This is a genomic window from Kitasatospora sp. NPDC087315 (assembly GCF_044744345.1).
Lineage (GTDB): Bacteria > Actinomycetota > Actinomycetes > Streptomycetales > Streptomycetaceae > Kitasatospora.
On sequence record NZ_JBIUYD010000020.1, the window covers coordinates 66,225 to 93,039 of the forward strand.

The following is a 26,815-nucleotide window of genomic DNA, read 5'->3' on the forward strand; positions in this document are numbered from 1 at the left end:
CAGCTACCATCGGAAGCCGCGATCTACTTGACCTCGGCCTCGGCGAATGTTGGGGAAACCGCCTTGAACAAGAAGACCCTTGACCCGACCTCATCCCCCTGGGCCCCCTTCGGCGTGCAGCTCCGCAGGTCACGCGAGGGCCGTGGACTCACGCAGGCCCAACTGGCCCGCAAGTGCAAGTACGACCCGTCGTACGTCTCGTTCGTCGAACTTGCGCAGCGCCCGCCGAGTGAGCAGTTCGCTGCCCGGGCGGACGCGGTCCTGGAAACCGGCGGGACACTGTCGCTGATGTACTGGCAGCACCGGCACACGGCCCTGGTCCCGGGCTTCCCGGAGTACGCCAACTACGAGTCGCGGGCCGAGGAGATCCGGCTCTTCGAGATCAATGTCATCCCTGGGCTGCTTCAGACCAAGGCGTACGCAACCGCCTGGGAGCACGGGAATGTCAGGCGAGGAACAGCTACTCAAGAACACGTCGAGGAGCGAGTCAACTTCCTGTTGACTCGACAGCAGTGCCTCCAGCGGACGCCGCCGCCCCTCGTCCACGCGGTGCTCGACGAGAGCTGTCTCCGGCGGCCGATCGGGGGCCGGGATGTGATGGTCGAACAATTGCTACACCTTGAACACATGGCCGAGCAACCGAACATCCTCCTTCAGGTAGCCCCGTACTCCCTGGGCGAAGACCGGCCGTTCACTCGTGTGGTGACCATGCTGACGATGCCTGGCCGCAAGATGCTCGCCTACACGGAGACCGAGCAACGTGGCTATCTCGACCGCGATACGGAGTCCGTAGCGGCGCTGGCCAAGGACTACAATCGGCTCCTGATCGAGGCCATGAACCAGGCCGAGTCGGTAGCAATGATCCGTGCGGTACGGAGGGACTTCGAATGGACGTCGATCTGACTGGCGCTCGCTGGAAGAAGAGTTCATACAGCGGCAGCGGAGGCCAGTGCATCGAGACAGCCGACAACTACCCCGGCATCATGCCCGTCCGTGACTCCAAGGACCCGAGCGGCCCCGCCCTCCTCTTCCCGGCGTCCTCCTGGCAGTCCTTCGTCACTGCCGTCCGCACTGGCGAGTTCGACACCCACTGACCGCCCCGGGCCGGGGCGGCGGCAGGGCATCCCGGGCTCGCGCGGAGACCGAGCAACGCAACTGTCTCGGCCGCGATACAGATCCTGTGCCGGCGCCGGCCAAGGACTACGATCGAATGCAGATCAAAGCGCTGCGCCAAGCCGCATCCGTGGCGATGATCCGCGCGGTACGGAAGGACTTTGAGGATGGACATTGACCTGGGCAATGCCCTCTGGAGGAAGAGTTCGTACAGCGGTGGCGGTGGTGCATGCATCGAGACTGCCGAGGGGTACATCAACGTCGTACCTGTCCGTGACTCCAAGGACCCGAGCGGCCCCGCCCTCCTCTTCCCGGCATCCTCCTGGCAGTCCTTCATCACTGCCGTCCGCACTGGCGAGTTCGACACCCACTGACCGCCCCGGCCCCGCCGCGCCAGGCGGTGGGGCACCCCGGCCTCCCGGAGTGGATAGTCGAACCCGTCGGTGTGCACGTAGTAGATCTGTACGAAGATCCGCCACCGGCATCGCCCGACCGAGCCGGACAGGGGCCGGCGACGGTCAGCGCATCCAACGCCGTACGCACGCTCTCCCCGGCCAACCCCAACCGGTTCAAATCCCGTACCGCGCCGATGACCTGAGTAAGTCCGTGTACTGCTTTCCCCCGACGGTGATCAACCCGTCCTCGCGGCCGTGCTCGACCGACCGGGCCCGGAACTTGGCCGGCATCGTGAAATCGAACTCTCGATCCACAGATTCCAGGCCAAGAGCATATTTCCGGTCGATCGCGCGGACCGCCGGCTCCGCAGTCTGGCGGTCGGCCAGGGTCTCGGCGAACCGCGACACCGTGACCGCGGCGACAGACCCGGCATTCCACACACCCCGAACGCGAGTGCGAACGGCTCCGCCCGAGAACACCTCCTCGGGCTTCTCCCGCAACCACATCGCCAGAGTCCCCTGGGGAACGCGCCGCAACCTGCGCCGCGTGTTCAGGGACCTCTGGCTGCCCCCCAGCGACCGTCTGTCCACGAGACGCCCACACGAACGTCCCAGCGGCATCACGGCCGAACTTCAAAGCCGCCATCGGGCCACCAGGAGACAGTCCCGGGGGCCTCGGCCCCCCGGACGCCCCGCCCGGCAAGAGCCAGGCGGGGGCGTCCGTGAGGCAACAGAGCGCCGATCGCGGCGTGGTCCAGCTCCCCGGCGATGTCTCGGTGTCGGTCAGACCACCGTGTCGTGACGCCGGACCACGCTATTGCCGCTCGCGGAGAAAGGTCTGGACCGAGCGCGTTCCCGATCCATCAGGGTGTCCGAGGACTGCGGCCCTGGCCTTCTGGAGAAGGCCTGGATCAGTAGTCCTCGTAGCCGCCCTCGTGGCCGCCCTCGCGACCACCCTCGTGGCCTCGGACTACCCGGAAGCTGGCCACCACTCCGTGCTCGACGAAGACACCCTCGGTGCAACGCGGGTCCACACCGTCGCTGGAGCTGCGGGGCCCAACGGTGGCGATGGGGGCACCATCGTCACAGACCGCCCCGCGGAAGACCTCGACGGTCTTGTGGCTGTCGTTGCGGATGTTCAGGCTCTTGGCGCCCAGGCCGCTGACCACGGTGATGCAGCCGCCCGAGTGAGCGGAGTAGGTCCGCTCGTTGATGTGGATGCGGCCCTCCTCGTGGTGCTTCCGGTGCCCCTTGCCCTCGTGGCCCTTGCCCTCGTAGCCCTTGCCCTCGTGGCCCTTGCCCTCGTTGCCCTTGCCCTCATTTCCCATGCCGTCGTTGACGAAGGACGCCTGTGCGGGAGCGACCGCCTGCTGGACGACCGGGGCCGCCTGGGTCATCGGCTGGGAAGCGGCCGAGGCGTAGGTGAGGCCGGTCGCGGCCAGGGCCGCGGCGGTTCCTACGGCCGCGGTGATGACGGTTGCGCGGGTGATCTGCATGGAACTTTTCTCCTGATCCTTGTACTGGTCGACTGGGCCGCCGACCTCGTGATTTGAACGTACCGAGGGCGGTCATATCGGGCATATCGAAGGACCGGCACAGGGGGGGCCGAACGGGTGGCGGGGCAAGGATTCAGAGAACTGATGGATCGTCATATAAGTTAGAAAATATGACGATTGACTGGCGGTTGATCCTTCCGAGTGATCCCTGATGCCCACTCACTCCTCCGGCGGCAGAACGCCCGAAACCGCCGACGCGACGAGGTGAGCCGCCTTCAGGGAACGAGACGCCCCAAGGGGGAGAGCTCTGCCCGCCGACGCCGGCGGCGGGCAGGGCTCGGAGGCCGGACCCACGTCGCGCTCGCCGGCTGTTCCCGCAGGTCACCGCCATCAGCCGGGCGGGCCAGGCCCCGGCCGACGACGTACGGAGATCACATCCGGGGTGTCAGGCCACAGCCGAAGCGTCCCGGTAGAGCACGGTGCGGAAGATCCCGGAGACCGTGGCCCCCACCAGGAGCGCGCCCATCAGGAGCAGGGCGGCGAGCAGTCCGCCCGCGATGGCGGGCCCCGCGCTGTTCGACTCCACCCCGAGCATGAATGCCACGAATCCGATGACCACGGCGAGGGCCACGGGCAGCGCGATCCACAGCGAGCCGTACACCTGCCGGGAGAAGGTCCCGCGCACCATCCACGCCGACCGGCGGGTGCCCTCCGCCACCCCGAGGCCGTCGATCATCATGGCGGGCGGCGTCAGGGCGGCGTCAGGGGCGGCCTTCGGTGATGCCGAGGCGGCGTGCCGTCGGCAGCGGCAGCAGGTAGGGGCGCTCGGGTGGGAGGAGGCGCTGGGCCTTCGCCGGGTGGCCGTTCTGGACCAGGGCGGCGATCTTGCGGACCTGCGGGGTGAGGTCGGTGAGGTCGACGATCCAGTCGTCGACGTAGCTGCGGATCAGCGATCTGCCGATGCCGACCTGGATGCTGTAGTGGTTCAGCGCCGCACCCCTCGGCGACCGCTCCGGGTCCCACTGGACGTGGACCTCGGCCTGGGCCACGGCGGCCGGATCGGCGGTGGTCAGGACGGCCCGGGAGAGCGCTTCCTCCCATCCCTCCCGGGTGATCCGAACGGCGAGGATGCGTTCCTGGCCCGGCTTCCGGCCCCAGTTGCTGCGGTGCATCAGCCAGGTGAAGGACGGCTTGATCCACGTCATCCGCTGGAACGAGAACGGCGGCACGAACCGGCCCGCCTTCAGGGCCGGCTCGGCGACGACGGGCGCGTACGCCTGGTAGACGACGATCGTCCGGGCGTCGTGGTCGGCGCGGATCCGGTGCTGGGGCTGCATGCGCGCCTACCGCCCCACCGGGCCGGCCTCGGCGGCCAGCCGGTCACGGGTGCTCATCAGGATGCGGCCCAGCATGTTCTTGCCCGTCCCCGTGCGGCCGCGCCCCCAGTAGTGGTCGGCGCCGGTGTCCTCGACGATCCGGTCGGTGCCGGTGGACAGCAGGACGGCCCGGATGTCCTCGTGGGTGCGGAACTCGGCGTCCACGACCCGCCGCATCACGTCGTCCTTCACCCGCTCCCAGTCGCGCCGCAGCGGCTTGGACGTGTCCCGCCCCAGCTGGGCGGCGCGCAGCGGCGTCGGGGCCTTGCGGATGAGGTCGGCGTGGCGGGTGCCGGTGAACTTCTGCGCCTGGAAGCAGTGCTCGGAGGTGGGCCAGAACCGCCCGTCGAGCTCGACCCCGTGTGCCGAGAAGTTCGAGAAGCAGCCGTACGGCACCTCGTCGGCTCCGTAGAAGTAGATCGGCATCGGGTCTCCGTCCGGGCGCGCGGCACCCATCAGGATGCGGCGGTGAGCGGCGGTGAGATCGTATGCCGCGCCCACGCCCGGGCGCGTCTGCTTTTCCACCCGCCCCCGCTCCCGGCGCTTCCGCAGAGTACGGAAGCAGCGGGAGCGGGAACGGAACGGCCCGGATCAGGCGCCGTCAGCAGCCGACCAGCCGCAGCGGAACAGCGGGTCGCGGGTGTCGAACGGCACGTCCTCGCGGGAGGCCTCGACGGCGGCCATCGAGGAGGGCAGGTCGAAGGGCAGGACCCCGCGCGCCGGGGCGAGTCCGAGGGCGGCCTCCAGCACCAGGTCGTCGTCGGCGCCGAACTCGCCGATCAGCATGGCGGCTTCGCCCGCGAGCGGGGTGAGCACGGCGGGCCGGTCGAGATGGACGACGAAGCAGGTGGGCACGGTGGCGGCGATCGCGCGCAGACGCTCCGCCTCCTCCGCCGGGAACTCCAACGACCCGCTGTGGAAGAAGCGTTCGAGGAGGCCCTCGCGCTGCTCGTAGGGCGCCTTGAGCCGGACGACGGCCGCGTCGGCGTCCTCCGGGCGGGCGACCACCGCGCCGTGGCGGGCGGCGACGGCCGGGTCGATCTCCTCCAGGTACAGCCGCCGACCTGCCAGTGGCCGCCCGGCGATGTGGACCAGCGAACGCTCCTGCACCCGGCGGCCCAGCTCGCGCCCGGCCGGGGCGCCGACGAGGGCGGCCGCGGCGTCGGGGTCGACGTACGGGTCGTCGAAGAGGCCGAGCCGGAACTTGTCACGCAGGATCCGCCGGGCGGACTCGTCGATCCGGGCCTCGCTCACCGCGCCCGAACGGACGGCGTCGAGGACGAGCCCGGGGTCGGTCTCGCCGCCGAGCTGGTCGGCGCCCGCGTCCAGGGTGAGCACCACCTGCTCGGCCACCGACAGCTCCTCGACGCCCCAGTGGCGCGGCGGGAGGGCGGCCATGCCGGGGATCGCCATGCCGGTGATGGCGTTGAAGTCGGTGCAGACCACGCCGTCGAAGCCGTACTTGCCGCGCAGCAGGCCGGTGATGACGTCCCGGTTGAAGTTGGCGCCGACCTCGGCCAGCCCGGTGCCGGAGGGGATCGCGTAGGCGGGCATGATCTGCGCCGTGCCCACCGCGAAGGCGGCCTCGAACGGGCGCAGGTGCTGGTCCAGCGCGCCGCCGGGGTAGACCAGCCGGCGGCCGGCCGCGAAGTGCGAGTCCTCGCCGGCGGCCTGGGGGCCGCCGCCGGGGAAGTGCTTGGTCATGCAGGCGACGCTGTCCGGGCCGATGCTCTCGCCCTGGAGGCCGCGGATGTAGGCGGTGATCATCCGGACGGCGCGCTCCGGGTCCTCGCCGAAGGTGCCGCTGATCCGCGCCCAGCGCGGCTCGGTGGCGAGGTCGGCCATCGGGTGGATGGCCAGGCGGATGCCGACGGCGCGCAGCTCACGGCCGATCAGCCGGGCGTACTCCTCGACCAGCGCCGGGTCGTCGGTGGCGGCGAGGCCGATCGGTTCGGGGCCGGCGCTGAAGCCGCCGCCGACGAAGGCGGTGGCGGGGTTGGCGGTGAAGCCGTGCCGGGGGTCGGAGGCGAGGGTGACGGGGATGCCGAGGCGTTCGGCGGCGGCGAGGTCCTGGACGTGGTTGTTCCACTCGGCCATCGCGCGGGCGTCGGGGACGGCCATCATGGCGAAGGCGGTGAGGCCGCGTCCGTTGATCAGCTCGGCTCCGGTGGGGAACGGGAGTTCCGGGCTGGTACCGGGCATCATCCGGCCGTGGAACATCAGGGCGGCCTTCTCGGCGAGCGTCATCCGGCCGAGCAGGTCCTCGACGCGCTCCTCGACGGGCAGCCTCGGGTCCTCGTAGGGCTCCATGGTGCCGTTGTGGTTGAGGTCGCGGAACGGGGTGCCGTCGTGATGACGGAGCCGGGCCGTCATGCGACGGCCTCCGTCCCAGCGGCGGCAACGGCCGCGTCGGCGGCGACGCCGGCCTTGGCGCGGAAGGCCTCGATCGTGGCGGGGACCACGCCGCAGTGCGCCAGGAAGGCCTCCGTACCGCCGTACCGGGTGTCGACCAGCTCCAGGAAGGCAACCATCGCGCCGGCGGGGGCCTCCAGCAGCGGGGCCGGGACGGTGAGCGTGCCGGCCTGGTAGTCGTTCATGGCGCTGCGGTTGCGATCGGCGAGGTTGGCCCAGATCTGCGTCAGCGCCTCGTTGGTGCGGGCGTAGTCGGCAACGATCTCCTCGGCGGGGACGCCGACCAGGTCGAGCAGCAGGGCGATCAGCAGGCCGGTACGGTCCTTGCCGGCGGCGCAGTGCAGCAGCACGCCGCCGGGGCGGGTGGCGGCCTCGACGGCGGCGACGACGGCCTCGGGCGCGGACTCGGCCATCAGCAGGTAGAAGGCGCCGAGGTCGGCGGCGGTGGTCATCTCCCGCATGGACGCGTCCAGGGCGTCGCTGGTGGGCTGGATGCGCGCCGCGACGACCTGGATCCCGGCGGCCTCGGCCTCGGCCCAGTCGGCCGGCCTGGCCTCGGCGTCGCCGCGCAGGTCGACGATCGTGCGGATGCCGGCCTCACACAGCTGGGCGAGAATCGCCGGGGCGGCGGCCGCGTGCGGCTGGGCGGAGCGGTGGACGGCGCCGGGGCGGATCCAGCGGCTGTCGGGGTCGGCGAGGACGGCGGGGTCGCGGAAGTTGACCAGGGACATGGGGGGCCTTTCGGGTGGCACTGGCTTTCGGGTGGAGCTGCGAAAAACGAAGACATCTAGATGTCTAGATGTGTAACGGCTACCGGGGGTGCCCGGCAAGCGGCGGCGAGATGAACATCGGGTCAAGGGCTGGTGCTTCTACGGGCGGACGGCATCCCGGGCGCCCGGCTCCGTAGGATCTGGCGCGTGGCAACGCACCGAACCAGCACCCCGCTGTACCGCCGGCTGGCCCGGCAGCTCCAGGAGCGGATCGACGCCGGGACGTACCCGGCCGGCGCCCGGCTGCCCAGCGAGCCGGAGCTGAGCGCGGAGTTCGACGTCAACCGGCTGACCGTCCGACAGGCCGTGGCCGAGCTGGAGCGGGCCGGGACCATCGAGATCCGGCGCGGGGTGGGCACCTTCGTGCGCCCGCCCGCCGTCCGGGTCTCGATCGACGTGGACCCGCGCAGCCAGCGGGTGGACCTCGGCAGCGTCCACGCGGCGCTGCACTCCCGGGACGGCGAGGAGGTGGTCGCGGCGCCGCCGGTGACCGGCTCCGCCGAGGACCTGGAGGCGGCCGGGCGGCTGGGCCGGGCGCCGGGCGAACTGTCCCGGCTGGAGAGCGTGATCCGGCTGGGCGCGGAGGTCCGGACGGTCAGCAGCTACTGGCTGCCGTCCGCCCTGCTGCCGCCCGGCTTCGACCGGCCCGGCCTCCGGGGCAATCTGGTGCCGGAGCTGGCCCGGGCGGCCGGGATCGAGCTGGAGTACGACTGGCGGGCCTTCGGCGCGATCGGCGCGGACCTCGCCGACGCCGAACTGCTGGGCCTGCCGGTCGGCACGCCGCTGCTGGTCCGCGAGGGCGTCAGCTGCACACCGGACGGCGCCCCGGCGCTGTACGTCCGGCGCCGGATCGTCGGCAGCAGCGCCCGGTTCGTGCTGCACTACCGCGAGCACCCCGACCGCTAGCGCCCCCGGCCCGGGTACCGCGGGACCGGCCGGCCTCACCCGTCCGCCCGGGGGCCGGGACCCGGCGGCACCAGCGTGCGGAACGCCTCCTCCCAGGCCTCCGGCAGCCATGGCTCCGAACTCCCGACCATGATGTGGCGCCGCGTCATCGCCCCGAGCGCGGCCCCGAGCGCGTGCGCCCGCAGGTCCTCGTCGGGATCGGTGCCCAGGCGCCCGGCCGCGGCCTCGATCGTCCGCTGGACGAACGTGTCGACCTGGAGGATCGCGTGGTCGTGCACGGACCGGACGTCGAGGAAGCGCCGGCGCAGCAGCCGGCGCCGGGCGGTGTGCTCGGCGGGCTCCTCCAGCCGGCCGCCGGTCGCGGTCAGGGCGTGCCAGAACGCCTCCCAGAGGCCGAGGGCGGCGGGGGCGGCGGCGAACTCGTCGATGATCTGCCGACCGAAGTCCCAGCCGAAGAGCAGGGACTCCTTGCTGGGGTAGTACCGGAAGAAGGTGCGGTGGGCGACGTCCGCGCGCCGGCAGATCTGGTCCACGGTGGTGCGCTCGAAGCCCTGCTCCTCGAAGAGGTCCAGCGCCGCCGTGCGGATCGCCTCGCGCGTCCGCGCCTTCTTGCGGTCGCGCAGCCCGGTCTCGACGACGGCCTCCGCCCCGACCACCACCCCGTCCACGGTCTCCGCCACGGTTTCGGCCCCCTGCCCCTGCATGTTCCCTGGCCCTGCCCTTCTCCGACGGTTCTCCGTCACTCGTACGCAATCACGCCTGGCGCGGCCCGCTCAAGGCGAGCGCCAAGTCGTCGACACCTCGTCACGTGAAGTTTGCACAACTGCCTTTTGGCAGTTGTGCCACTTCCGAATGGTGGTCTGCGGCGGCAGCCCCACGCTGTCGGCCCCCACCTTCGATCCGAGGAACACCGAGGAACCATGAAGCGGAACAAGCACGTTCTGGCAGCGGCCATCTGCACGGTCACCATCGCCCTCACCGCCGGCGCCTGCTCGGCCTCCGACACCGCGGTGTCCGGCGGCTCCGCCCAGGCCGCCCCGGCCACCGACGGCCAGGCGACCGACGGCGGCACGCTGAAGATCGGCCTGGACCGCCCCTTCGCCAAGCTCGACCCGGCCGACAGCACGCTGACCTCGCTGCCCGTGCTGGTCCTGGCCAACGCGCTGTACGACCCGCTGATGGTCAACGGCGACAACGGCACCGTGCAGCCCTACCTGGCCAAGGGGTTCACCCCCAACGCGGACGCCACCGCCTGGACCCTGGAGCTGCGCGAGGGCGTGAAGTTCAGCGACGGCAAGCCGCTGGACGCCCAGGCCGTGGTCGACCACGTCAACCGGCTGGCCAAGCCGGAGAGCAAGTGCTCCTGCGCCACCGACGCCGCCACCATCGGCGGCATGACGGTGAACAGCCCGACCAGCGTCGTCTTCACCCTCAAGACCCCGAACGCGGCCTTCCCCAACCTGTTCACCCGCTCCCTCGGCTACGTCTCCGAGGCCCCGAACGGGGACGCCCCGGCGGTCGGCTCCGGCCCGTACACCGTGGAGAGCGTGCAGCCGGGCGTCTCGGTGACCGTCGCCCGCAACGCCTCCTACTGGGGCGACAAGGGTCACGCCGAGAAGATCGTCTACCGGGTGCTGGCCGACTCCGACAGCCGCTACCAGTCGCTGCGCTCCGGCGACGCCGACCTGATCTGGGCCGAGACGCCCGCCCAGCTGAAGCAGGCCGCCGGGGACGGGCTGCGCGTCGCCACCGGCCCCAGCTCCACCTCCACCATCCTGTTCAACACCAAGGCCGCGCCCTTCGACGACCCGCGCGTGCGCCAGGCCATCCAGTACGCCATCGACCGCGAGGCCCTGGAGAAGGTCGTCTACCTCGGCCAGGGCAAGGTCTCGGACGGTCCGATCGGCTCCGTCTCCCCCTACCACTCGGCCGCCGCCACGTACCCGGCCCGCGACGTGACCAAGGCCCGCGCCCTGCTCGCCGAGTCCGGCCACCCGGACCTCTCCTTCGAGTACCAGGTCGACAACCGCCCCGAGGGCCAGCAGCGCGCCACCGTGATCCAGCAGATGCTGGGCGAGGCCGGTGTGAAGGTGACCGTCAAGCCGATGGACCCGGCCACCCTGGGCACCTCGCTGATGCAGCGCACGTTCCAGGTGCAGGACTTCATGACCAGCCTGTTCGGCGACACCGACACCGCGCTGGCCAACCTGTACGCCCCCGGCTCCCCGTACAACTTCACCGGCTGGAGCAACCCGCAGGCCACGCAGTCGATCGCGGCCGGGCGCGCCGCCCTGGACCCGGCCCAGCGCACCGCCGCCTACAACGAGGCCGCCAAGGCCGTCGTGGCCGAGGCCCCGATGCTGTTCCTCACCGAGAACGCGGCCGGCTTCGTGGCCACCAGCAAGGTCGGCGGCCTGCCCGACCTCTCCAAGCGGGCCGTCGTCAACGTCTCCCCGGCCACCCTCTGGGTGAAGAAGTGACGCCCCGGATCCTCGGCCTCGCCGGACGGGCCGGCCGCGCCGCCGCCGTCCTGCTGCTGGTCACCGTCGCGGCGCTCAGCCTGCCGCACCTGATGCCCGGCTCCCCCGCCGTCGCCGCCCTCGGCCCCACCGCCACCCCCGAGCAGATCGCCGCCTACGAGGCCAAGCTCGGCCTGGACGAGAACGTGCTCACCGCCGCCTGGCGATGGCTCGGCGACGCCCTGCACGGCGACCTCGGGCACTCGCTCACCAGCGGCGCCGCCGTCACCTCCGAGCTGGCCGACCGGATCCCGGTCACCCTCGAACTCTTCGTCTCCGCCCAGCTGGTGGCGCTCTGCCTGGCCGTGCCCGTCGCGCTGCTCTCGGCCTGGCGGCCGGGCGGCGCGGTGGACCGGATCGCCACCGCGGGCGCCTTCGTCTGGCTCGCCGTACCGGGCTTCGTGCTCGCCCTGCTGCTGATCTGGATCACCGCCGTACAGCTGCGGATCCTGCCCGCCACCGGCTGGGTGCCGTTCGCCGAGGACCCGGTGGAGAACCTCCGGCACCTGGTGCTGCCCGCACTCACCCTGGGCCTCACCGAGGCCGCCGTCTTCACCCGCACCCTGCGCGGGCAGCTGCTGGACACCCTCGACCAGACGTACGTCGCCGCCGCCCGCAGCCGGGGCATGGGCACCGTAAGGCTGCTGCTGCGGCGCGCGCTGCGGCCGTCCTCGCTGCCGCTGGTCACCCTGCTCGGCATCGGCGTGGGCACCTCGCTCGGCGGCTCGGTGCTGGTCGAGACGCTGTTCGCGGTGCCCGGCGTCGGCAGCCTCGCCTCCAACGCCATCGGCGCCCGCGACTTCCCCGTCATCCAGGCCGTGGTGGTGGTCAGCGCGCTCGGCGTGGTCGCGGCCACCCTCGCGGTGGACCTGCTGTACCGCAAGCTCGACCCGAGGATCGCCCATGACCACCGTTGAGAGCACCCTGGCGCCGCCGACCGCGCCCGCCCGCAAGCGCCGCCGGCGGCCCCCGGCGGGTGTCCTCGCCGCGGCCGCCTGGCTGGCCGTGGTCGCGCTCGCCGCGCTGCTGCTGCCGCTGCTGCCCGGCTTCGACCCGCTGCACGGCGACTTCGCCGCCCCCTCGGCCGCGCCCGGCCCCGGGCACTGGCTGGGCACCGACGCCTCCGGGCGGGACGTCCTCCAGCGGACGATCGCCGGGGCCCGCGCCTCCTTCGCGGTGGCCGGGCTGACCGTCGCCGTCGGCCTGCTCGGCGGGGGCGCGCTCGGGGTGGCCGCCGGCTGGTTCCGCGGCCCGGTCGACAAGGCCATCGGCTTCGCCACCGACCTGCTGATGTCCGTCCCCACCCTGATCCTGGTGATGATCGCGGTCTCGCTGCGCGGCCCCAGCCTGCCCGTGATCGGCACGCTGATCGGCCTGTTCACCGTGCCGGCCTTCACCCGGGTGGTGCGCGCCGTGGTGCTGTCGCTCAGCGAGCGCGGGTTCGTCCAGGCCGCCCGGATGATCGGCACCTCCCCGGCCCGCATCCTGCGCCGCGAGGTCGTCCCGCACGTCGCGTCGGCCGCGCTGACCTTCGCCTTCACCGCCACCACGGTCGCCATCGTCGCCGAGGGCTCGCTCAGCTTCCTCGGTTTCGGCCTGCGCCCGCCGGAGCCGTCCTGGGGCGGCATCATCGCCGAGGGCCGGACCACGCTGGGCAGCGCGCCGTGGATCTCGCTCGCCCCGGCGGCGGTGCTCTGCCTGACCGTCCTCGCCCTCAACTACCTCGGCGAGCGCCTGCGTTCGCCCGCCCAGAAGGGACAGTCCCGCTGATGGCCACCCCGGTCCTGGACGTCCGCTCGCTCAACACCGTGATCCACGCCCCCGACGGCCGCGCGCTGCACATCCTGCACGACGTCAGTCTCACCATCGACGCCGGCGAATGCCTGGGCGTGGTCGGCGAGTCCGGCTCCGGCAAGTCCGTGCTCGCCCGCACCGTCCTGGGGGTGCACGGCCGCACCACCCGGGTCGAGTCCACCGGGCAGGTGCTGCTCAGCGGCGAGGACCTGCTCACCGCCGCCCCCGCCCGGCGCGCCGAACTGCTCGGCACCGGCGTCGCCATGGTCCACCAGGACCCGATGACCTCGCTCAACCCGGTGGTGCGGATCGCCGACCAGGTCACCGAGTCGCTCACCAACCGGAAGCGGCTCGGCCGCCGCGCCCGGCGGCAGACCGCCACCGAACTGCTCGCCGCCGTCGACGTCCCCGACCCGGCCCGGCGGGCCCGCGCCTACCCGCACGAGCTCTCCGGCGGCCTGCGCCAGCGCGTCGGCATCGCCGCCGCGCTGGCCGGCAGCCCCGCCCTGCTGCTCGCCGACGAACCCACCACCGCCCTGGACGTCACCGTCCAGCGCACCGTGCTCGACCTGCTCGACCGGCACCGCGAGACCCGCGGCCTCGCCACCCTGCTGATCACCCATGACATCGGCCTGCTGTACGGGCGCGCCCGCCGGATCGCCGTGATGTACGGCGGCCGGGTGGTGGAGAGCGGCCCCACCGAGTCCATCACCGAACGGCCCGCCCACCCGTACACCGCCGCACTGCTGCGCTCGGTGCCGCGCGTCACCGGGCCGCTGCGGCGCACCCTGCCCGCCATCGCCGGCTCCCCGCCCGACCTCGCCAAGCCGGCCACCGGCTGCCCGTTCGCCCCGCGCTGCGAACGCGCCGCCGCCGTCTGCACCACGGCCGCGCCGCCCGTCCACCGGGCCGGGCCCGCGCACACGGCCGCCTGCCACTTCCCCCTCTCCCCCCTCGCTCCTCTCGGCACCTCGGAGGCCGCCGCATGACCACCGTCCTGCACGCCACCGGCCTGACGGTGGTGCACCGCACCCGGTCCGGCCCGCTGCACGCCGTCAGCGGGGTCGGCCTCGAACTGCGGCAGCGCCGCACCCTCGCCCTGGTCGGCGAGTCCGGCTCCGGCAAGAGCAGCATCGCCAAGGCCCTGCTCCGGCTGCCCCCGCCCACCTCCGGCACCGTCACCCTGGACGGCACCGACCTCGGCTCGCTCTCCGCCCGCGCGCTGCGGGCGCTGCGGCCCCGGATGCAGATGGTGTTCCAGGACCCGATCTCCTCCCTCAACCCCCGCCGCCGGGTGCGCGACCTGGTCGCCGAACCGCTCGACGCCCACCCCGACCCGGCCCGCGACCGCGAGGCCGTCATCGACGAACAGCTGGACGCCGTCGGCCTCTCCCCCGCCCTGTTCGGCGACCGCCGGCCGGGCCAGCTCTCCGGCGGCCAGGCGCAGCGCGTCGCCATCGCCCGGGCGCTGGCCGCCGAACCGCGGGTGCTGATCGCCGACGAGGCCGTCTCCGCGCTCGATGTCTCCGCCCAGGCCACCGTGCTCAACCTGCTGCGCCGGCTCACCGACGAGCGCGGCCTGGCCAGCCTGTTCATCTCGCACGACCTCGGTGTGGTCCGGGCGGTCAGCGACGACGTCGCCGTCCTCCAGCTCGGCCGGATCTGCGAGCAGGGCCCGACCGAGGAGGTGCTGGCCGCCCCCGCCCACCCGTACACCGCCGCCCTGCTCGCCGCCGTCCCCGAGCCCGGCCGCCCGCTCGGCGACACCGGTCTGCTCCCCGCCGACCCGCCGTCCCCGCTGGACCCGCCGTCGGGCTGCCGCTTCCGCACCCGCTGCCCACTGGCGGACGAGCGCTGCGCCACCGAGGCACCGGCCCTGCGCGCGGTGTCCCCCGGGCGGACGGTCGCCTGCCACCGGCCACTGCTGCCGGTCGACTGAGGCGGAGGGTGCCGACGCTCCGGGTTGCCTGCGATTCCCCCCGGCAGGTCCGACCGTCCACCGCTGCGGACAGGATGCGAAAACCGGCCGGTCATCCGCCTCCGGACCCCCGCCACCACCGGGCCCCGCACCCCGCTCCAGGCCCCGCCCCGGCGGCGGTCCGGCCGTGGGAATCCGGTAAAATTCCGGCCGGATCATCAGGCGTTTTCCGGGGCGGAGCAGAGCGGCATGGCGGCGGGAGACAATCAGGACACACCCGCCGAACTGAGCCGCTGCTACCTCGGCCTGCTCGCCGACGTCTCCCGCACCGGACGGCTGCTGCGCCGCGCCGAGCTGGAGAGCCTGCGCGCGCTCGGCGAGCGCAGCGCCGAGGCCGGGCACGGGCTGCGCGAGGTGGTCGCCCAGTGCCTCGCCGCCACCCGGCAGGCCTGGCAGACGCTCCCCGGCATCTCCACCGCCGCCACCGTCAGCGAGCTGCGCCGGACGGGCGACGCCGTACTGGCCGCCACCGAAGCCGCGCTCGCCGCGCTCGGCGAGGGCCACGAACGGGCGCAGCGGCTGGCGGTCCGTCAGGAGGAGTCCGCCCGGCGGGAGTTCATCGACGACCTGCTGCACGGCCGCAGCGACCTCGGTCTGCTGGCCGAGCGCGCCGAGCGGTTCGGGCTGCGGCTGGCGGGCGCGTACGCCGTCGCGGTCGCGGTCGGCGACGATCCGTACCCTGACGTCCATCCGCTGGCGCACCGGGTGGAGCGGGAGCTGGTCGGCCGGTTCGGCGAGCGGGACATGCTGCTGGCCGGCAAGGACGGCCGGCTGGTCTGCATCGCGCCCGACAGCGAGCGCGCGGTGCTGGAGGCCTTCGCCGAGCTGGCGCTCCGCCCGGGCCCCGGCTACCGCCCGGTGCTGCGGGTGGCGACCGGCCGCCGGCACTCGGGCGCCAGCGGCGTGCTGCGCAGCTACGAGGAGGCACTCGGCGCGCTGGACTACGCCGCCCGGCTCGGTCTGTCCGCCCAGCAGCTGAGGGCCGAGGAGCTGCTGGTGTTCCCGGTGCTGATGCGGGACCGGGCGGCCATGGCCGACCTGGTGCGCAGCGTGCTGGGCCCGCTGGTGGAGGCCCGGGGCGGCGCGCGGCCGCTGCTGGACACCATCGCGGTGCAGGCCGAGGCGGGGTACGTCAACGCCGAGGCGGCCCGCCGGCTGGGGCTGAGCGTCCGCACGCTGGGCTACCGGCTGGAACGCATCAAGGCGTTGACCGGTTACGACCCGGCGGACGCGCTGCACCGCTTCACCCTGGAGACGGCCGCGATGGGCGCCCGGCTGCTCAGCTGGCCGGAGCAGCCGCTGTAGGGCTTGTCCGACACGCCCCGGGCGGGCGGTACGGCCCGGCCCGCGCGTTCCAGGGTGTCAAGAGGGCGTCAAGATTGCCGGATCCTGGCAATGTGCGAACAGCCCTTCGACTGTCACGATCTCCGTGGCGCCGAGGTGGCGCCGCCGGAGAGAGCACGGGGGGCGGGGCGCGATGGGGGGATTCGTCGAGGCCGCGCTGGGCTTTCCGGCGGCGCTGTTCAGCTTCGCGCTGGTGGTGGTCATCGGGTACTGGTTGCTGGTCGTACTCGGTGGCATCGGGGTCGACGCCCTGCACGGGGGACATGGCGTCGATCCCCACGTCGGCGCCCCGCATGTGGGGCACGGTGTCGGCCACCACGACGGCGTCCCGCACGGGGGCGACGACGCCGGCCACCACGGGGGCACGGTGGCCGGGCTGGGACTGGGCGGGGTACCCGTGACGGTGGCGGTCTCGCTGCTGGTCGCGCTCGCCTGGTTCGTCAGCCTGGCCGGCTCCGCCCTCACCTCGGGGGCCGTCGAGCGCGCCGGTGTGCTGGTGGTCGCCCTGGCGGCGTCCTGGACCGGTACCCGGCTGCTGCTGAAACCGATCTCGCGGCTCTTCCCCGAGGACCGGCCCGCCACCCGCGGCGACTTCGTCGGCCGGGTCTGCGTGATCCGCACCGGCCGGGTGACGGCCGACTTCGGGCAGGCGGAGGTCACCGCCGACGACGGCTCCACCGCCACCGTCCAGGTCAGGTCGCTGACCGACGAGCCCGGCCTCGCGGCCGGCCGGACGGCCCTGATCTTCGACTACGACGCCGACGGCGAGCACTTCCTGGTGGCGCCGTTCGATCCGGCGCACCCCGGCCGCTGACCCCGCCCGGCTCCACCGGGCCCGCTCCACCCGACCCGCTCCACCCCGCCTTCTCCGCAGAGCTTCTCCGCAAGGCCTCTTCGCAAGACCTCTTCTGCAAAGGACACCGTGATGGACACCATCGCTGTGGGATTCGGCGTACTTGTCGCCGTCGTGCTGCTCATCGTGCTCGCCATGCTGCTGTTCGTCGGCCGGCTCTTCCGGAAGGTCGAGCAGGGCAAGGCGCTGATCATCTCCCGGACGAAGAAGGTCGACGTCACCTTCACCGGCACGATCGTCCTCCCGGTGCTGCACAAGGCCGAGCTGATGGACATCTCGGTGAAGACGGTGGAGATCCACCGCACCGGCCGGGACGGCCTGATCTGCCGGGACAACATCCGCGCCGACATCCGGATCTCCTTCTTCGTCCGGGTGAACAAGACCGTCGAGGACGTCATCAAGGTCGCCCAGGCGATCGGCACCGTGCGGGCCAGCGACCCGAACGCGGTGCAGGAGTTCTTCGCGGCGAAGTTCTCGGAGGCGCTGAAGACCGTCGGCAAGCAGCTCGACTTCACCGATCTCTACACCCACCGGCACGAGTTCCGGGACCAGATCATCGCGGTGATCGGCACCGACCTCAACGGGTACACCCTTGAGGACGCGGCCATCGACCACCTCGAACAGACCCCGATGAACCAGCTGGACTCCAACAACATCCTGGACGCCCAGGGCATCCGCAAGATCACCGAGCTGACCGCGATCGAGCACGTGCGCACCAACGAGTACCAGCGCACCGAGGAGAAGGAGATCACCCGGCAGAACGTGGACGCCCGCGAGGCCGTCCTCGAACTGGAGCGCCGTCAGGCGGACGCCGAGATCCGCCAGCGCCGGGAGATCGAGACCCTGCGGGCCAAGGAGGAGGCCGCGGTCGCCCGCGTCCAGGAGGAGGAGCGGCTCAACGCGCAGAGCGCCTTCCTGCGGACGGAGGAGCAGCTCGGCGTCCAGCGGGAGAACCAGGCCCGTGAGGTCGCGGTGGCGCAGAAGAACCGCGAGCGGGTGATCGCGGTGGAGACCGAGCGGATCGAGAAGGACCGCCTGCTGGAGGTGATCGGCCGCGACCGGGAGACCGAACTCGCCCGGATCGCCAAGGACAAGGAGGTCGAGTCGCAGAAGCGCGAGATCGCCGACGTGGTCCGCGAGCGGGTCGCGGTGGACCGGACCGTGGCCGAGCAGGAGGAGTCGATCAAGTCGCTGCGCGCGGTCGAGGAGGCCGAGCGGATGCGCAAGTCCGTGGTCATCCAGGCCGAGGCCGAGGCGCAGGAGAAGCTGGTCAAGGACATCAAGGCCGCCGAGGCCGCCGAGCAGGCCGCCGGCCACAAGGCCCGCGAGTCGCTGCTGCTGGCCGAGGCCCGGCAGCAGGCCGCCGAGCTGGACGCGGCCGCCAAGATCCGGCTCGCCGAGGGCATCCGGGCCGAGGCCGCCGCCGAGGGCCTGGCCCAGGTGCAGGTCCGCGAGCAGGAGGCCGCCGCGATCGAGAAGGTCGGCCGCGCCGAGGCCGTCGTGCTGGCCGAGAAGGCGCAGGCCGCCGCGCTGGAGATCGGCGCCAAGCTGAAGGCCGAGGCCGAGGGCCTCACCGAGAAGGCCGCCGCGATGGCCAGGCTGGACGAGGCCTCCCGCGGGCACGAGGAGTACCGGCTGCGGCTGGCCGCCGAGAAGGACGTCCGGCTGGCCGGTCTCGACACCCAGCGGCAGATCGCCGAGGCGCAGGCCACGCTGGTCGCGGCCGGGCTGGAGAAGGCCAACATCGACATCGTCGGCGGGGACGGGATCTTCTTCGACCGCCTGGTGCAGTCGGTGACGGCGGGCAAGAGCGTGGACGCGTTCGTCGCCCACTCCGACACCGCGCGCGCCCTGGCCGGGCCGTGGCTGGACGGCAGCGCCAGCTTCACCGACGACCTCACCCGGGTGCTGTCCTCCGTCTCCACCGCCGATGTGCAGAACCTCACCGTGTCCGCGCTGCTGATGAAGCTGATCGGCTCGGGGGCCGGCGAGCAGGCCGGTCAGCTGCGGCAACTGCTCTCCTCCGCGCAGAAGCTGGGCATCGCCGAGACGCCGATCGCGGCGCTCGCCGCGGCCAACGGTTCCAAGTAGCGCTCGCGGCAAGGGGAGAGACCAGCGTGGACGTCCTCGACACGGGCGCACGGCCCGACGCGGGTACCCGGCTCGACGCCGGCACCTACGAGGTGCTGCGGGACCGGCTCGCCCGGGCCGCCGCCGAACTGGCCGAGCGCGCCGGGGAGCTCAACGCCCGCCGGGCGGAGGAGTTCGGCGGGCGCGAGCTGCGGCTCACCGGCACCGGCCGGCTCACCACCGCCCGGGCCTGCGTCGCCCGGGACCTCACGGCGGCCGGCGGCCTGCTGCTGCTCGGCCACCGGCCGGCCGACGGCGCGGCCGCGGGCGGGCCGCCCGGCGTCGAGGACGTCCTCACCCTGCACCACCCCGACCTCACCGAGGCGGGCCCGCCGTCCGAGACGCAGCCCGGAGCACCGTCCGGATCGCCGTCCGCCGCTTCCTTCCTGGCGGACCCCCGGCTGCGGCAGGACGTCGCCGAACTCCACCGCTACTACCGCGACGCCCGGCTGGAGCAGCTGCGCCCGGTCGGCGGCCGTCTGCTCGCCGTCTTCCGCACCGGCCCCGCCGCCGGGGACGTCCGCGTGCTGCGCTGGCGGACCGGCGACGGCGACACCCCCGCCTACCTGGACGGGCACGGCGAACGCGACCACACCCCCGCCGACGGCCGGCAGGTCGGGTGGACCGCGCTCACCCGGGACGACCAGCTCCCCGGCCGGCCGCCCCGGGTCTCCCTCGGCGGCGACCTGCTGCTCGCCACCGAGGGCGGCACCCTCACCCTCACCACCCCCGCCGGCGACCTCCTCCACCGGGAGCCGCTGGACGAGGCACTGCAGACCCTCGCCGACGCGCAGATCGCCCACGCCCGGATCGGCACCCTGCTGCTGGTACGGGTCCGCCCCTACCAGGAGGAGACCGTCCGCCACCTGGTCTGCCACCTGCCCACCGGCCGGGTCACCCGGATCGACGCGCTCGGCCAGGCCTGCCTGCGGCTCCCCGGCGACCAGGGCGTCGCCTTCCCCGGCGGCTGCCACCTCGCCGACGGCACCGTCCGCACCTTCGACCAGCCGGTCGACGGGCTCGCCTACGAACGGACGATCGCCGCGCCCAACGGCGAGGACGTGCTGTACGTCTTCCGCGCCCCCGCCGACGGCCGCACCCTGCTGCTCCCCTACAACAGCGTCCGCCAGGAGGCCGCCGCCCCGCTGCTCTGCCAGGGCTTCGCGCTGCTCGACGACGGCACGCTCACCGCCCTGCGCCCCAACACCGACGGGCCCACCCGCCTCCACCCGGTGCAGCTCTGGCAGACGCCGTTCACCAGCGAGCGGTACGCCGCCGCGCAGCCCGCCGGCGCGGGGCCGCTCGCCCGGATCGGCAACGCCGACCTGGTCCGCGGCCTCGCCGACTGCCTCTCGCTGGCCCGGCTGGCCGCCGCCGGCGCCGACACCCCGGCCGGCCACCAGGCCGTCCTGGCCGCCTGCACCCGCACCGCCGACCGCCACCACTGGCTCGGCGAACCGGGCCTCGGCGACCTGCACCGGCCGCTCGCCGAGATCCGCGACACCGCCCGGCAGGTCATCGCCGAGTACGAGACCGTCGCCGAACTCACCGCCCACGCCGCCCGGCAGACCGAACAGGCCACCGAACACGTCGAAGGCCTGCTCCGGGTCGTCCGCGGCGAGACCCTCGCCGACGCCACCGCCTGGGTCGACCGGCTCACCGCCCTGCGCCGGGCCCAGGGCCGGGTGGAGGCCCTGCGCGACCTGCCGCGCGCCGACCCCGAGCGGATCGACCGGCTCGCCGCCCACCTCGCCGGGGGCCTGACCGAGGCCGCCGAACGCGCCGTCACCCACCTCGCCGAGCCGGACGCCTTCACCGGCCACCGGCAGCGGGCCACCGCACTCGCCGACACCTGCGCCGCCCTCACCACGGCCGCCGGGGCCGGACCGCTCGGCGAGGAACTGACCGCGCAGAGCGAGGCCCTGCAGACCGTCTCCGAACTGGTCACCACCCTCGACCTCGCCGACGCCACCACCCGCACCGGCATCCTGGACCGGCTCGCCGACGTCCTCGGCCTGCTCAACCGGGCCCGCGCCACCCTCACCACCCGGCGCCGCGAACTGCGCACCCGCGAGGCCGCCGCCGAGTTCGCCGCCGAGACGGCCCTGCTCGCCCAGGCCACCACCGCCGCCCTCGCCGCCGCCGACACCCCGCAGGCCTGCGACGACCAGCTCGGCCGACTCCTGCTGCGGATCGAGCAGTTGGAGACCCGCTTCGCCGACGCCGACCCGGCGCTCACCGAACACCTCACCGACCGCCGCACCGAGATCCACGACGCGCTCACCACCCGCCGCCAGCACCTGCTCGACGACCGGGCCCGCCGGGCCGACCGGCTGGCCGCCTCCGGCGACCGCATCCTCGACACCCTGCGCCGCCGCCTCGCCGCCCTCACCACCGCGGCCGAGATCGACGCCGCGCTCGCCGCCGACCCGACCGCCGTCAAGCTGCGCGAACTCTGCTCCCAGCTGGCCGCGTCGGGCGACCAGGTGCGGTCCGAGGAGCTGGCCGGCCGGCTCCGCGCCGCCCGCGGCCAGGCCCACCGGGCCCTGCGCGACCGCGCCGACCTCGCCGGCGACGGCCCCGGCACCCTGCGGCTCGGCCGCCACCTGTTCGCCGTCACCACCCAGCGGCCCGAACTCACCTTCGTCCCCTGGCAGGGCCGCCCCGCCTTCGCCCTCACCGGCACCGACTACCGCTCCCCCGTCACCGACCCCGCCTTCGCGGCCACCGAGCGGTACTGGGAGCAGCCGCTGGTCTCCGAGAGCGCCCGGATCTACCGGGGCGAGTACCTCGCCGCCGGCCTGCTCCTCGCCGCCGAGTCCGACGGCCTCGACCCACTGCACGAGGCCGCCGCCGACGGCACGCTGGACGAACTCGTCCGCCGGGCCGCCGAGCAGCGGCACGACGAGGGCTACCAGCGCGGCGTCCACGACCACGACGCCACCACCATCCTCCGCGCGCTGCTGCGACTGCACGCCGAGGCCGGCCTGCTGCGCCACCCCGCCGGGGCGCGCGCCGCCGCACAGCTGTACTGGGCGTACGGCGCCGACGAACGGCAGCGGCTGGTCTGGCGCACCCGGGCCCGGTCGCTGGGGCTGGCCCGCAGCGCCTTCGGGCCGGTCCCCGCGCTGGACGCACTGGCCCGTGAACTGGACGCGGCCGTGGGAGAGTTCACCCAGGCCGCCGAGCCCGCCGGACGCTACCTCGTCGAGGAACTGGCCCGCGCCGACCTCGCCTTCGCCACCCCGCCCGCCGTCACCGCGCTGCTCGACAAGTTCCACGCCGCGCCCGAGGCGACCGGCCTCACCGAGGCCCTCGCCGCCCTGCCCGACGACCCGGCTCTCCTCCCCGCCCGGCGCCAGCTCGCGCACGCCTGGCTGGAGGCCGGCACCGCGGCCACCGGCGTCCGGGCCGCCGCCGACGACCTCGCCGAGGCGGCGGCCACGCTGCTCTGCCCCGGCCTCCCCCGCTACCCCGCAGGCGGCGCCGTCACCACCCGGCTCACCGGCCTGCTCGGCGACCACCCCCGGCTCCCCGGCGGCGGCCTCGACCTCAGACTGGACGAACTCCTCGCCCGGGCGACCGACTTCACCACCCACGACGTCCCGGCGTACCGCGCCTACCAGCGCCTGCGCACCGACCTGCTGGCCGCCGAGCACGACCGGCTCCGGCTGGAGCAGTACCGCCCGGCACCGCTCAACGGCTTCGTCCGCAACCGGCTGATCGACGAGGTCTACCTGCCGCTGGTCGGCGACAACCTCGCCAAGCAGCTGGGCACGGCCCAGGCCCCCGGCAGCCACGCCCCGGCGGACCGCAGCGGCCTGCTGCTGCTCGTCTCCCCGCCCGGCTACGGCAAGACCACCCTCGTCGAGTACCTGGCCGAACGGCTCGGTCTGCTCCTGGTCAAGGTCGACGGCCCCGCCCTCGGCCACCGGGTCACCTCCCTCGACCCGGCCGAGGCCCCCAACGCCACCGCCCGCCGCGAGGTCGAGAAGCTCAACTTCGCCCTCCACGCGGGCAACAACGTGCTGCTCTACCTCGACGACATCCAGCACACCTCGGCCGAGTTCCTGCAACGGTTCATCCCGCTCTGCGACGCCCAGCGCCGCGTCGACGGCGTCCGGGACGGCCGGGCCCGCGAGTGGGACCTGCGCGGCAAGCGCTTCGCGGTCGTCATGGCCGCCAACCCGTACACCGAGACCGGCCGGCTCTTCCGGCTGCCCGACATGCTCGCCAACCGCGCCGACGTCTGGAACCTCGGCGACGTCATCGCGGGCCGCACCGACCTCTTCGCGCTGAGCTTCGTCGAGAACGCGCTCACCGCCAGCCCCCACCTCGCCCCGCTGGCCACCGCCGACCGCGCCGACCTGGACACCCTGCTGCGCCGCGCCGCCGGCGAACCGGCCCCCGGCGAGCTCAGCCGGCCCTGGCCGCCCGCCGAGACCGACCGGATGACCGCCGTCCTGGCCGGCCTGCTGCGGCTGCGCGAGACGGTCCTGACGGTCAACCGCGCCTACATCGCATCCGCCGCCCAGGACGACCGCACCCGCACCGAACCCCCGTTCCGGCTCCAGGGCTCCTACCGCAACATGGCCAAACTCGCCCAGCGCCTCGCCCCCGCCATGACCGACGCCGAACTCGACGCCCTCCTCACCGACCACTACCGCGCCGAGGCCCAGTCCCTGGGCGCCGAAACCGAGGCCCAGCTCCTCAAACTGGCCGAACTCCGGGGCACCCTGACCCCCGAACAGTCGGTCCGCTGGCAGGAGTTGAAAGCCACCTGGACCGGCGCGCAATAGTCCGACTTTCCCGGCCCGGCGGCACGACCGCGCCCTCACGCGATAGGTTCGGCCCGCCCGGCCGGAAGGGCCGGGCGGCGCTGCGGGGGTGCGGTTACTGGACGGTGGGGAGCTTCGCGGTCAGCGCGGTGGGCACCCGCACCACGTCGTCGAGGCTGTACTTGCCCGGGCCGAAGTCCGCGGCCGTCAGGCCCTTCTTCGCCCCACCGGTCACCAGCCAGACCGTCGTGCTGTCCGGCGAGACCAGCAGCGTCCCGTTCACCGGAGCGGCCTTCGCCGCCGCCTGCGACAGCCACGCACCCGGAACACCACGCAGCGGCAGCTGGTCGTACCCGAAGGCCGTGTAGTCCGCGCCGCTCAGCGGCACCGCCACCCCACCGGCCGTCACATAGATCGTCGAGTTCCCACCGGCCGCATCCCGCACGATCGTCCGGTTCGGAATCACCGCACCCGCCCGGCGCCTTGACCAGCGTTCCGGGCGGCAGCGCCGCCGGGTTGTCGTTCAGCCCGGGTGCGGTGGGGCTGTCGATGACGCCGTTGTCGTGAACCGGGAAGTAGGTTCCGTGGCCGGCGAAGTAGGGGTAGGGGATCGTCCGGTGCCAGACCCCGGAACCGCTGAACTCGTACCCGACGTAGGAGGCGTGCGACGAGTCGACCCAGTGGTCGAAGATGACGCTGTGGCCGTTGTTGCCGGCGGCGTCGTTCAGGAGGGCGTCACCGGGCTTGAGGGCGTCCTTGCCGATCCTGGACGCGACACCGCTGGGCACGAAACTGGTGGTGTCCAGGCCGGGGGTGCTCAGCTTCCAGGCCATCGAGGCGTAGCCGGAGCAGTCCGTCCGGTAGCCCTGGTAGGAGCCTTGCTGGTTGTACTTCAGCCCCTTGTCGACCCAGCTGTTGGCCCGGCTGAGGACCTCGCTGCGGGTGAGCTGCACCGCGTTCGTCGACGTGACGGCCGCATGGGCGGAAGCGGTCGTGAAGGTGGTGGCGACCACGGCGCCCGAGGTGGCGATGGCGGCGGCCAGGACGATACGCAGGGTCTTGGAAGGCTTCGAAGACATGACTGTTCTCCTCTACGGGCGGAAAAGAGCCGGCCTCTTCAGATCAGGACGGGCCGGAACGGGGCATTTCGGAGCTGCGAATTCAGGGCGGGGTATTCCGGAACAGCGCGTGCGGAACAGCGCGTGCGGAACAGCGCGTGCGGAACAGGGCTTTCGGCGCTGGGCTTTCCACCCTGAAGGTCCGGCCCCCAGGGCAGTGGACACTGCGCGGTGGCGGACGGCTGCCCTGCAGGAGCAGCCGGTCGGCGGGGACCTGCGGACGGGCGGGGCGGGCGGTCAGCCCCAGATCATGTCGCCGGCCAGAACGGTCGTGGGGATGCCGGTCGGCACGGGGGTGCCGGTCGCGGCGGCGGGCAGCGCCGGGGTGGCCTGCTCGGCGGCGGCGAGGGCGGGGACCAGACCGGAGAGGGCGAGGGTGAGGGCGGCGACCGCGGCGGCCCTGGCGGTGACGGTACGGAACATGGTGGTATCCCCTTCGGATGCGACGTGGCAATGGATTCCGGTGCTCGCGTCCCGCGGTGACGCTTCGACCGGTGTGCCGTTCGGGCGGTGCTCCCTGCCGGCGATCACCAGTTTGGTTCCAGTTCCAGCCCTCCGGAAGAGTTCTCCGGTGGACGGAAACGTCCCTGGACCGTTCCGTCCCGCGCTGCCGGAAGCGGACAACGGCCGGTGCGCGACGGGGCCACAAGGTGATGCAGCCATGACATCTGGAGCGAGGCCGCCGAACGGGACAATTCGCTTCCGGGGCGCCCCTCGGGCGGCTTTCCCCTTGGCCTGAACCGTCCAGCACGCTGGCCCGGGGATGCCTCATATGAAATGATCGCGTGCGACTCGAACAAGATTTATTACCGGGGGGGCGGCAGGTGCTCACAACACTTGGCCTGGACAGCACGTCAGAAACCGTTTACCGCGCGATGCTCGCCCGCCCGCACGACGGGGTGGACGCCCTCGCCCTACGCCTCTCGCTCCCGGAGCAGCAGGTCAGAGCGGCGCTGGACACGCTCAGCGAGCTGTCCCTGCTCCGCCCCTCCGCCGAACGGCAGGGCGAGCTGCGCGCGGTCTCCCCCGACATCGGGATGGAGATCCTGATGGCCCGCCAGCAGGCCGAACTCGCGGCCCAGCAGCTGCGCATCGAGGCCTCCCGGGCGGCCGCCGCCCAGCTCATCGCCGAGTACGCCGACCTGCGCCCCAGCACCGGCCACCCCGACGTCGAGCACCTGGTCGGCCTCGACCAGATCCGCGACCGCCTGGCCTCACTCACCCGCGGCATGCGCGAGGAGGTCATGACCTTCTCCCCCGACGGCGGGCAGAAGCCCGAGAACATCGAGGCCGCCAAACCCCTCAACCAGACGCTCCTGGAGCGGGGCATCCGGATGCGCACCGTCTACCTCGACAGCGTCCGTAACAGTCCGCACACCGTGGACTACGTCAACTGGCTTGCCTCGCACGGAGGTCAGGTCCGCACCGTGCCGGTGCTGCCCACCCGGATGATCGTCGTCGACCGGACGACCGCCGTCATCCCCGTCCAGAGCGACGACACCGCCGCCGGCGCCGTCGTCCTCAACGGGCAGGGCATGCTGACCGCCCTCTGTGCCCTGTTCGAGTCGGTCTGGGCCGGTGCCCAGCCCCTCGGCAGTGCCACCCCGCTGGACAAGCACGGACTCAGCGCCCAGGAGAACACCGCGCTCACCCTTCTCGCCGACGGCCACACCGACGACGCCATCGCCAAGCGCCTCGGCGTCTCCTCCCGCACGGCCCGCCGCATCGCCACCGACCTGATGGAACGCCTCGACGCCCGCAGCCGCTTCCAGGCGGGCGCGCGCGCCGTGCAGAACGGCTGGCTGCCCGGCACGGCCTGATCCGCCAACTCCC

General features: G+C 73.2%; 24 protein-coding genes. 14 read left to right on the forward strand and 10 right to left on the reverse strand.

Translation table 11 applies throughout. The features are described from left to right. Positions 1–63 precede the first annotated feature (63 nt). The 3 genes from ACIO5D_RS26430 (at position 64) to ACIO5D_RS26440 (ending at position 1,487) form a co-directional block, all read left to right on the forward strand. A complete protein-coding gene (locus ACIO5D_RS26430) occupies positions 64–903 on the forward strand; it encodes a Scr1 family TA system antitoxin-like transcriptional regulator (protein WP_400761184.1) in 840 nt (279 codons plus the stop codon). Continuing rightward, entirely contained in the window at positions 888–1,094 is a 207-nt protein-coding gene (locus ACIO5D_RS26435) for a DUF397 domain-containing protein (protein WP_363608018.1), read from the forward strand. Before ACIO5D_RS26430 ends, ACIO5D_RS26435 begins: the two co-directional genes overlap by 16 nt. Positions 1,095–1,280: 186 nt before the next feature. Continuing rightward, positions 1,281–1,487 carry a DUF397 domain-containing protein gene (locus tag ACIO5D_RS26440; RefSeq protein WP_400655919.1) on the forward strand — a complete coding sequence of 69 codons (207 nt, stop codon included), beginning with the start codon at positions 1,281–1,283 and terminating at the stop codon, positions 1,485–1,487. 195 nt (positions 1,488–1,682) lie between these two features. On the opposite strand, the gene ACIO5D_RS26445 is transcribed toward ACIO5D_RS26440, so the two are convergent. The 7 genes from ACIO5D_RS26445 to ACIO5D_RS26475 all read right to left on the reverse strand — a co-directional run bounded on the left by ACIO5D_RS26445 (position 1,683) and on the right by ACIO5D_RS26475 (position 7,523). After that, the gene (locus ACIO5D_RS26445) at positions 1,683–2,009 is read right to left on the reverse strand and encodes a hypothetical protein (RefSeq protein WP_400655917.1); all 327 of its coding nucleotides are present in this window, start codon (positions 2,007–2,009) and stop codon (positions 1,683–1,685) included. Between the two features lie 410 nt (positions 2,010–2,419). Next, entirely contained in the window at positions 2,420–3,004 is a 585-nt protein-coding gene (locus tag ACIO5D_RS26450; RefSeq protein ID WP_363608021.1) for a hypothetical protein, read from the reverse strand. Between the two features lie 445 nt (positions 3,005–3,449). After that, positions 3,450–3,743 (reverse strand): hypothetical protein, encoded by a 294-nt coding sequence (locus ACIO5D_RS26455; protein WP_400761175.1) that lies wholly within the window; start codon positions 3,741–3,743, stop codon positions 3,450–3,452. 22 nt (positions 3,744–3,765) lie between these two features. Continuing rightward, positions 3,766–4,341 carry a DUF4291 domain-containing protein gene (locus ACIO5D_RS26460; protein ID WP_363608024.1) on the reverse strand — a complete coding sequence of 192 codons (576 nt, stop codon included), beginning with the start codon at positions 4,339–4,341 and terminating at the stop codon, positions 3,766–3,768. 6 nt (positions 4,342–4,347) lie between these two features. Beyond that, positions 4,348–4,806 (reverse strand): NADAR family protein, encoded by a 459-nt coding sequence (locus ACIO5D_RS26465; protein ID WP_400655911.1) that lies wholly within the window; start codon positions 4,804–4,806, stop codon positions 4,348–4,350. A gap of 165 nt (positions 4,807–4,971) precedes the next feature. Then, positions 4,972–6,753, reverse strand: a complete 1,782-nt coding sequence (locus ACIO5D_RS26470; RefSeq protein ID WP_363608026.1) for a glycoside hydrolase family 3 N-terminal domain-containing protein — start codon at positions 6,751–6,753, stop codon at positions 4,972–4,974. Continuing rightward, entirely contained in the window at positions 6,750–7,523 is a 774-nt protein-coding gene (locus tag ACIO5D_RS26475; RefSeq protein WP_400655910.1) for a tyrosine-protein phosphatase, read from the reverse strand. Before ACIO5D_RS26475 ends, ACIO5D_RS26470 begins: the two co-directional genes overlap by 4 nt. A 186-nt stretch (positions 7,524–7,709) precedes the next feature. On the opposite strand from ACIO5D_RS26475, the gene ACIO5D_RS26480 reads away from it, so the two are divergent. Then, positions 7,710–8,468, forward strand: coding sequence for a GntR family transcriptional regulator (locus ACIO5D_RS26480; protein ID WP_400655908.1), 759 nt, complete (start codon positions 7,710–7,712; stop codon positions 8,466–8,468). 35 nt (positions 8,469–8,503) lie between these two features. On the opposite strand, the gene ACIO5D_RS26485 is transcribed toward ACIO5D_RS26480, so the two are convergent. Further along, complete coding sequence (locus ACIO5D_RS26485) at positions 8,504–9,148, reverse strand: TetR family transcriptional regulator (protein ID WP_363608029.1); 645 nt, start codon at positions 9,146–9,148, stop codon at positions 8,504–8,506. A 240-nt stretch (positions 9,149–9,388) separates the two neighbouring features. Here ACIO5D_RS26485 and ACIO5D_RS26490 point away from each other — a divergent pair, with 240 nt between their 5' ends. The 9 genes from ACIO5D_RS26490 (at position 9,389) to ACIO5D_RS26530 (ending at position 23,885) form a co-directional block, all read left to right on the forward strand. Continuing rightward, positions 9,389–10,948, forward strand: a complete 1,560-nt coding sequence (locus ACIO5D_RS26490; RefSeq protein WP_400655906.1) for an ABC transporter substrate-binding protein — start codon at positions 9,389–9,391, stop codon at positions 10,946–10,948. After that, positions 10,945–11,904, forward strand: a complete 960-nt coding sequence (locus tag ACIO5D_RS26495; RefSeq protein ID WP_363608031.1) for an ABC transporter permease — start codon at positions 10,945–10,947, stop codon at positions 11,902–11,904. The genes ACIO5D_RS26490 and ACIO5D_RS26495 overlap by 4 nt, the downstream gene beginning before the upstream one ends. Beyond that, positions 11,891–12,757, forward strand: a complete 867-nt coding sequence (locus ACIO5D_RS26500) for an ABC transporter permease (RefSeq protein WP_363608032.1) — start codon at positions 11,891–11,893, stop codon at positions 12,755–12,757. Before ACIO5D_RS26495 ends, ACIO5D_RS26500 begins: the two co-directional genes overlap by 14 nt. Continuing rightward, on the forward strand, positions 12,757–13,770 hold the full coding sequence (locus tag ACIO5D_RS26505) for an ABC transporter ATP-binding protein (RefSeq protein ID WP_363608033.1): 1,014 nt from the start codon (positions 12,757–12,759) through the stop codon (positions 13,768–13,770). The genes ACIO5D_RS26500 and ACIO5D_RS26505 overlap by 1 nt, the downstream gene beginning before the upstream one ends. Further along, positions 13,767–14,720, forward strand: a complete 954-nt coding sequence (locus ACIO5D_RS26510) for an ABC transporter ATP-binding protein (protein ID WP_400655901.1) — start codon at positions 13,767–13,769, stop codon at positions 14,718–14,720. Before ACIO5D_RS26505 ends, ACIO5D_RS26510 begins: the two co-directional genes overlap by 4 nt. Before the next feature lie 228 nt (positions 14,721–14,948). Continuing rightward, complete coding sequence (locus ACIO5D_RS26515) at positions 14,949–16,064, forward strand: PucR family transcriptional regulator (RefSeq protein WP_400655899.1); 1,116 nt, start codon at positions 14,949–14,951, stop codon at positions 16,062–16,064. A 172-nt stretch (positions 16,065–16,236) separates the two neighbouring features. Continuing rightward, positions 16,237–16,917, forward strand: coding sequence for a hypothetical protein (locus ACIO5D_RS26520; protein WP_363608036.1), 681 nt, complete (start codon positions 16,237–16,239; stop codon positions 16,915–16,917). A 111-nt stretch (positions 16,918–17,028) separates the two neighbouring features. Beyond that, a complete protein-coding gene (locus tag ACIO5D_RS26525; protein WP_363608037.1) occupies positions 17,029–19,047 on the forward strand; it encodes a flotillin family protein in 2,019 nt (672 codons plus the stop codon). A gap of 26 nt (positions 19,048–19,073) precedes the next feature. Continuing rightward, on the forward strand, positions 19,074–23,885 hold the full coding sequence (locus ACIO5D_RS26530) for a DNA repair ATPase (RefSeq protein WP_400655896.1): 4,812 nt from the start codon (positions 19,074–19,076) through the stop codon (positions 23,883–23,885). Between the two features lie 94 nt (positions 23,886–23,979). Here ACIO5D_RS26530 and ACIO5D_RS26535 read toward each other — a convergent pair whose 3' ends face one another. Continuing rightward, on the reverse strand, positions 23,980–24,309 hold the full coding sequence (locus ACIO5D_RS26535; protein WP_400798188.1) for a hypothetical protein: 330 nt from the start codon (positions 24,307–24,309) through the stop codon (positions 23,980–23,982). Between the two features lie 910 nt (positions 24,310–25,219). After that, complete coding sequence (locus tag ACIO5D_RS26540) at positions 25,220–25,405, reverse strand: hypothetical protein (protein ID WP_400798191.1); 186 nt, start codon at positions 25,403–25,405, stop codon at positions 25,220–25,222. 401 nt (positions 25,406–25,806) lie between these two features. Between ACIO5D_RS26540 and ACIO5D_RS26545 the strand changes: the two genes are divergently transcribed. Further along, the gene (locus ACIO5D_RS26545) at positions 25,807–26,802 is read left to right on the forward strand and encodes a LuxR C-terminal-related transcriptional regulator (RefSeq protein ID WP_400798194.1); all 996 of its coding nucleotides are present in this window, start codon (positions 25,807–25,809) and stop codon (positions 26,800–26,802) included. Positions 26,803–26,815: the final 13 nt, after the last annotated feature.

Bases quoted from the DNA above. Each gene is read 5' to 3' on its own strand.
- ACIO5D_RS26435 (WP_363608018.1), top strand. From the start codon at position 888: ATGGACGTCGATCTGACTGGCGCTCGCTGGAAGAAGAGTTCATACAGC.
- ACIO5D_RS26440 (WP_400655919.1), top strand. From the start codon at position 1,281: ATGGACATTGACCTGGGCAATGCCCTCTGGAGGAAGAGTTCGTACAGC.
- ACIO5D_RS26450 (WP_363608021.1), bottom strand. From the start codon at position 3,004: ATGCAGATCACCCGCGCAACCGTCATCACCGCGGCCGTAGGAACCGCC.
- ACIO5D_RS26455 (WP_400761175.1), bottom strand. From the start codon at position 3,743: ATGATGATCGACGGCCTCGGGGTGGCGGAGGGCACCCGCCGGTCGGCG.
- ACIO5D_RS26460 (WP_363608024.1), bottom strand. From the start codon at position 4,341: ATGCAGCCCCAGCACCGGATCCGCGCCGACCACGACGCCCGGACGATC.
- ACIO5D_RS26465 (WP_400655911.1), bottom strand. From the start codon at position 4,806: ATGCCGATCTACTTCTACGGAGCCGACGAGGTGCCGTACGGCTGCTTC.
- ACIO5D_RS26470 (WP_363608026.1), bottom strand. From the start codon at position 6,753: ATGACGGCCCGGCTCCGTCATCACGACGGCACCCCGTTCCGCGACCTC.
- ACIO5D_RS26475 (WP_400655910.1), bottom strand. From the start codon at position 7,523: ATGTCCCTGGTCAACTTCCGCGACCCCGCCGTCCTCGCCGACCCCGAC.
- ACIO5D_RS26490 (WP_400655906.1), top strand. From the start codon at position 9,389: ATGAAGCGGAACAAGCACGTTCTGGCAGCGGCCATCTGCACGGTCACC.
- ACIO5D_RS26500 (WP_363608032.1), top strand. From the start codon at position 11,891: ATGACCACCGTTGAGAGCACCCTGGCGCCGCCGACCGCGCCCGCCCGC.
- ACIO5D_RS26505 (WP_363608033.1), top strand. From the start codon at position 12,757: ATGGCCACCCCGGTCCTGGACGTCCGCTCGCTCAACACCGTGATCCAC.
- ACIO5D_RS26510 (WP_400655901.1), top strand. From the start codon at position 13,767: ATGACCACCGTCCTGCACGCCACCGGCCTGACGGTGGTGCACCGCACC.
- ACIO5D_RS26515 (WP_400655899.1), top strand. From the start codon at position 14,949: ATGGCGGCGGGAGACAATCAGGACACACCCGCCGAACTGAGCCGCTGC.
- ACIO5D_RS26520 (WP_363608036.1), top strand. From the start codon at position 16,237: ATGGGGGGATTCGTCGAGGCCGCGCTGGGCTTTCCGGCGGCGCTGTTC.
- ACIO5D_RS26525 (WP_363608037.1), top strand. From the start codon at position 17,029: ATGGACACCATCGCTGTGGGATTCGGCGTACTTGTCGCCGTCGTGCTG.
- ACIO5D_RS26540 (WP_400798191.1), bottom strand. From the start codon at position 25,405: ATGTTCCGTACCGTCACCGCCAGGGCCGCCGCGGTCGCCGCCCTCACC.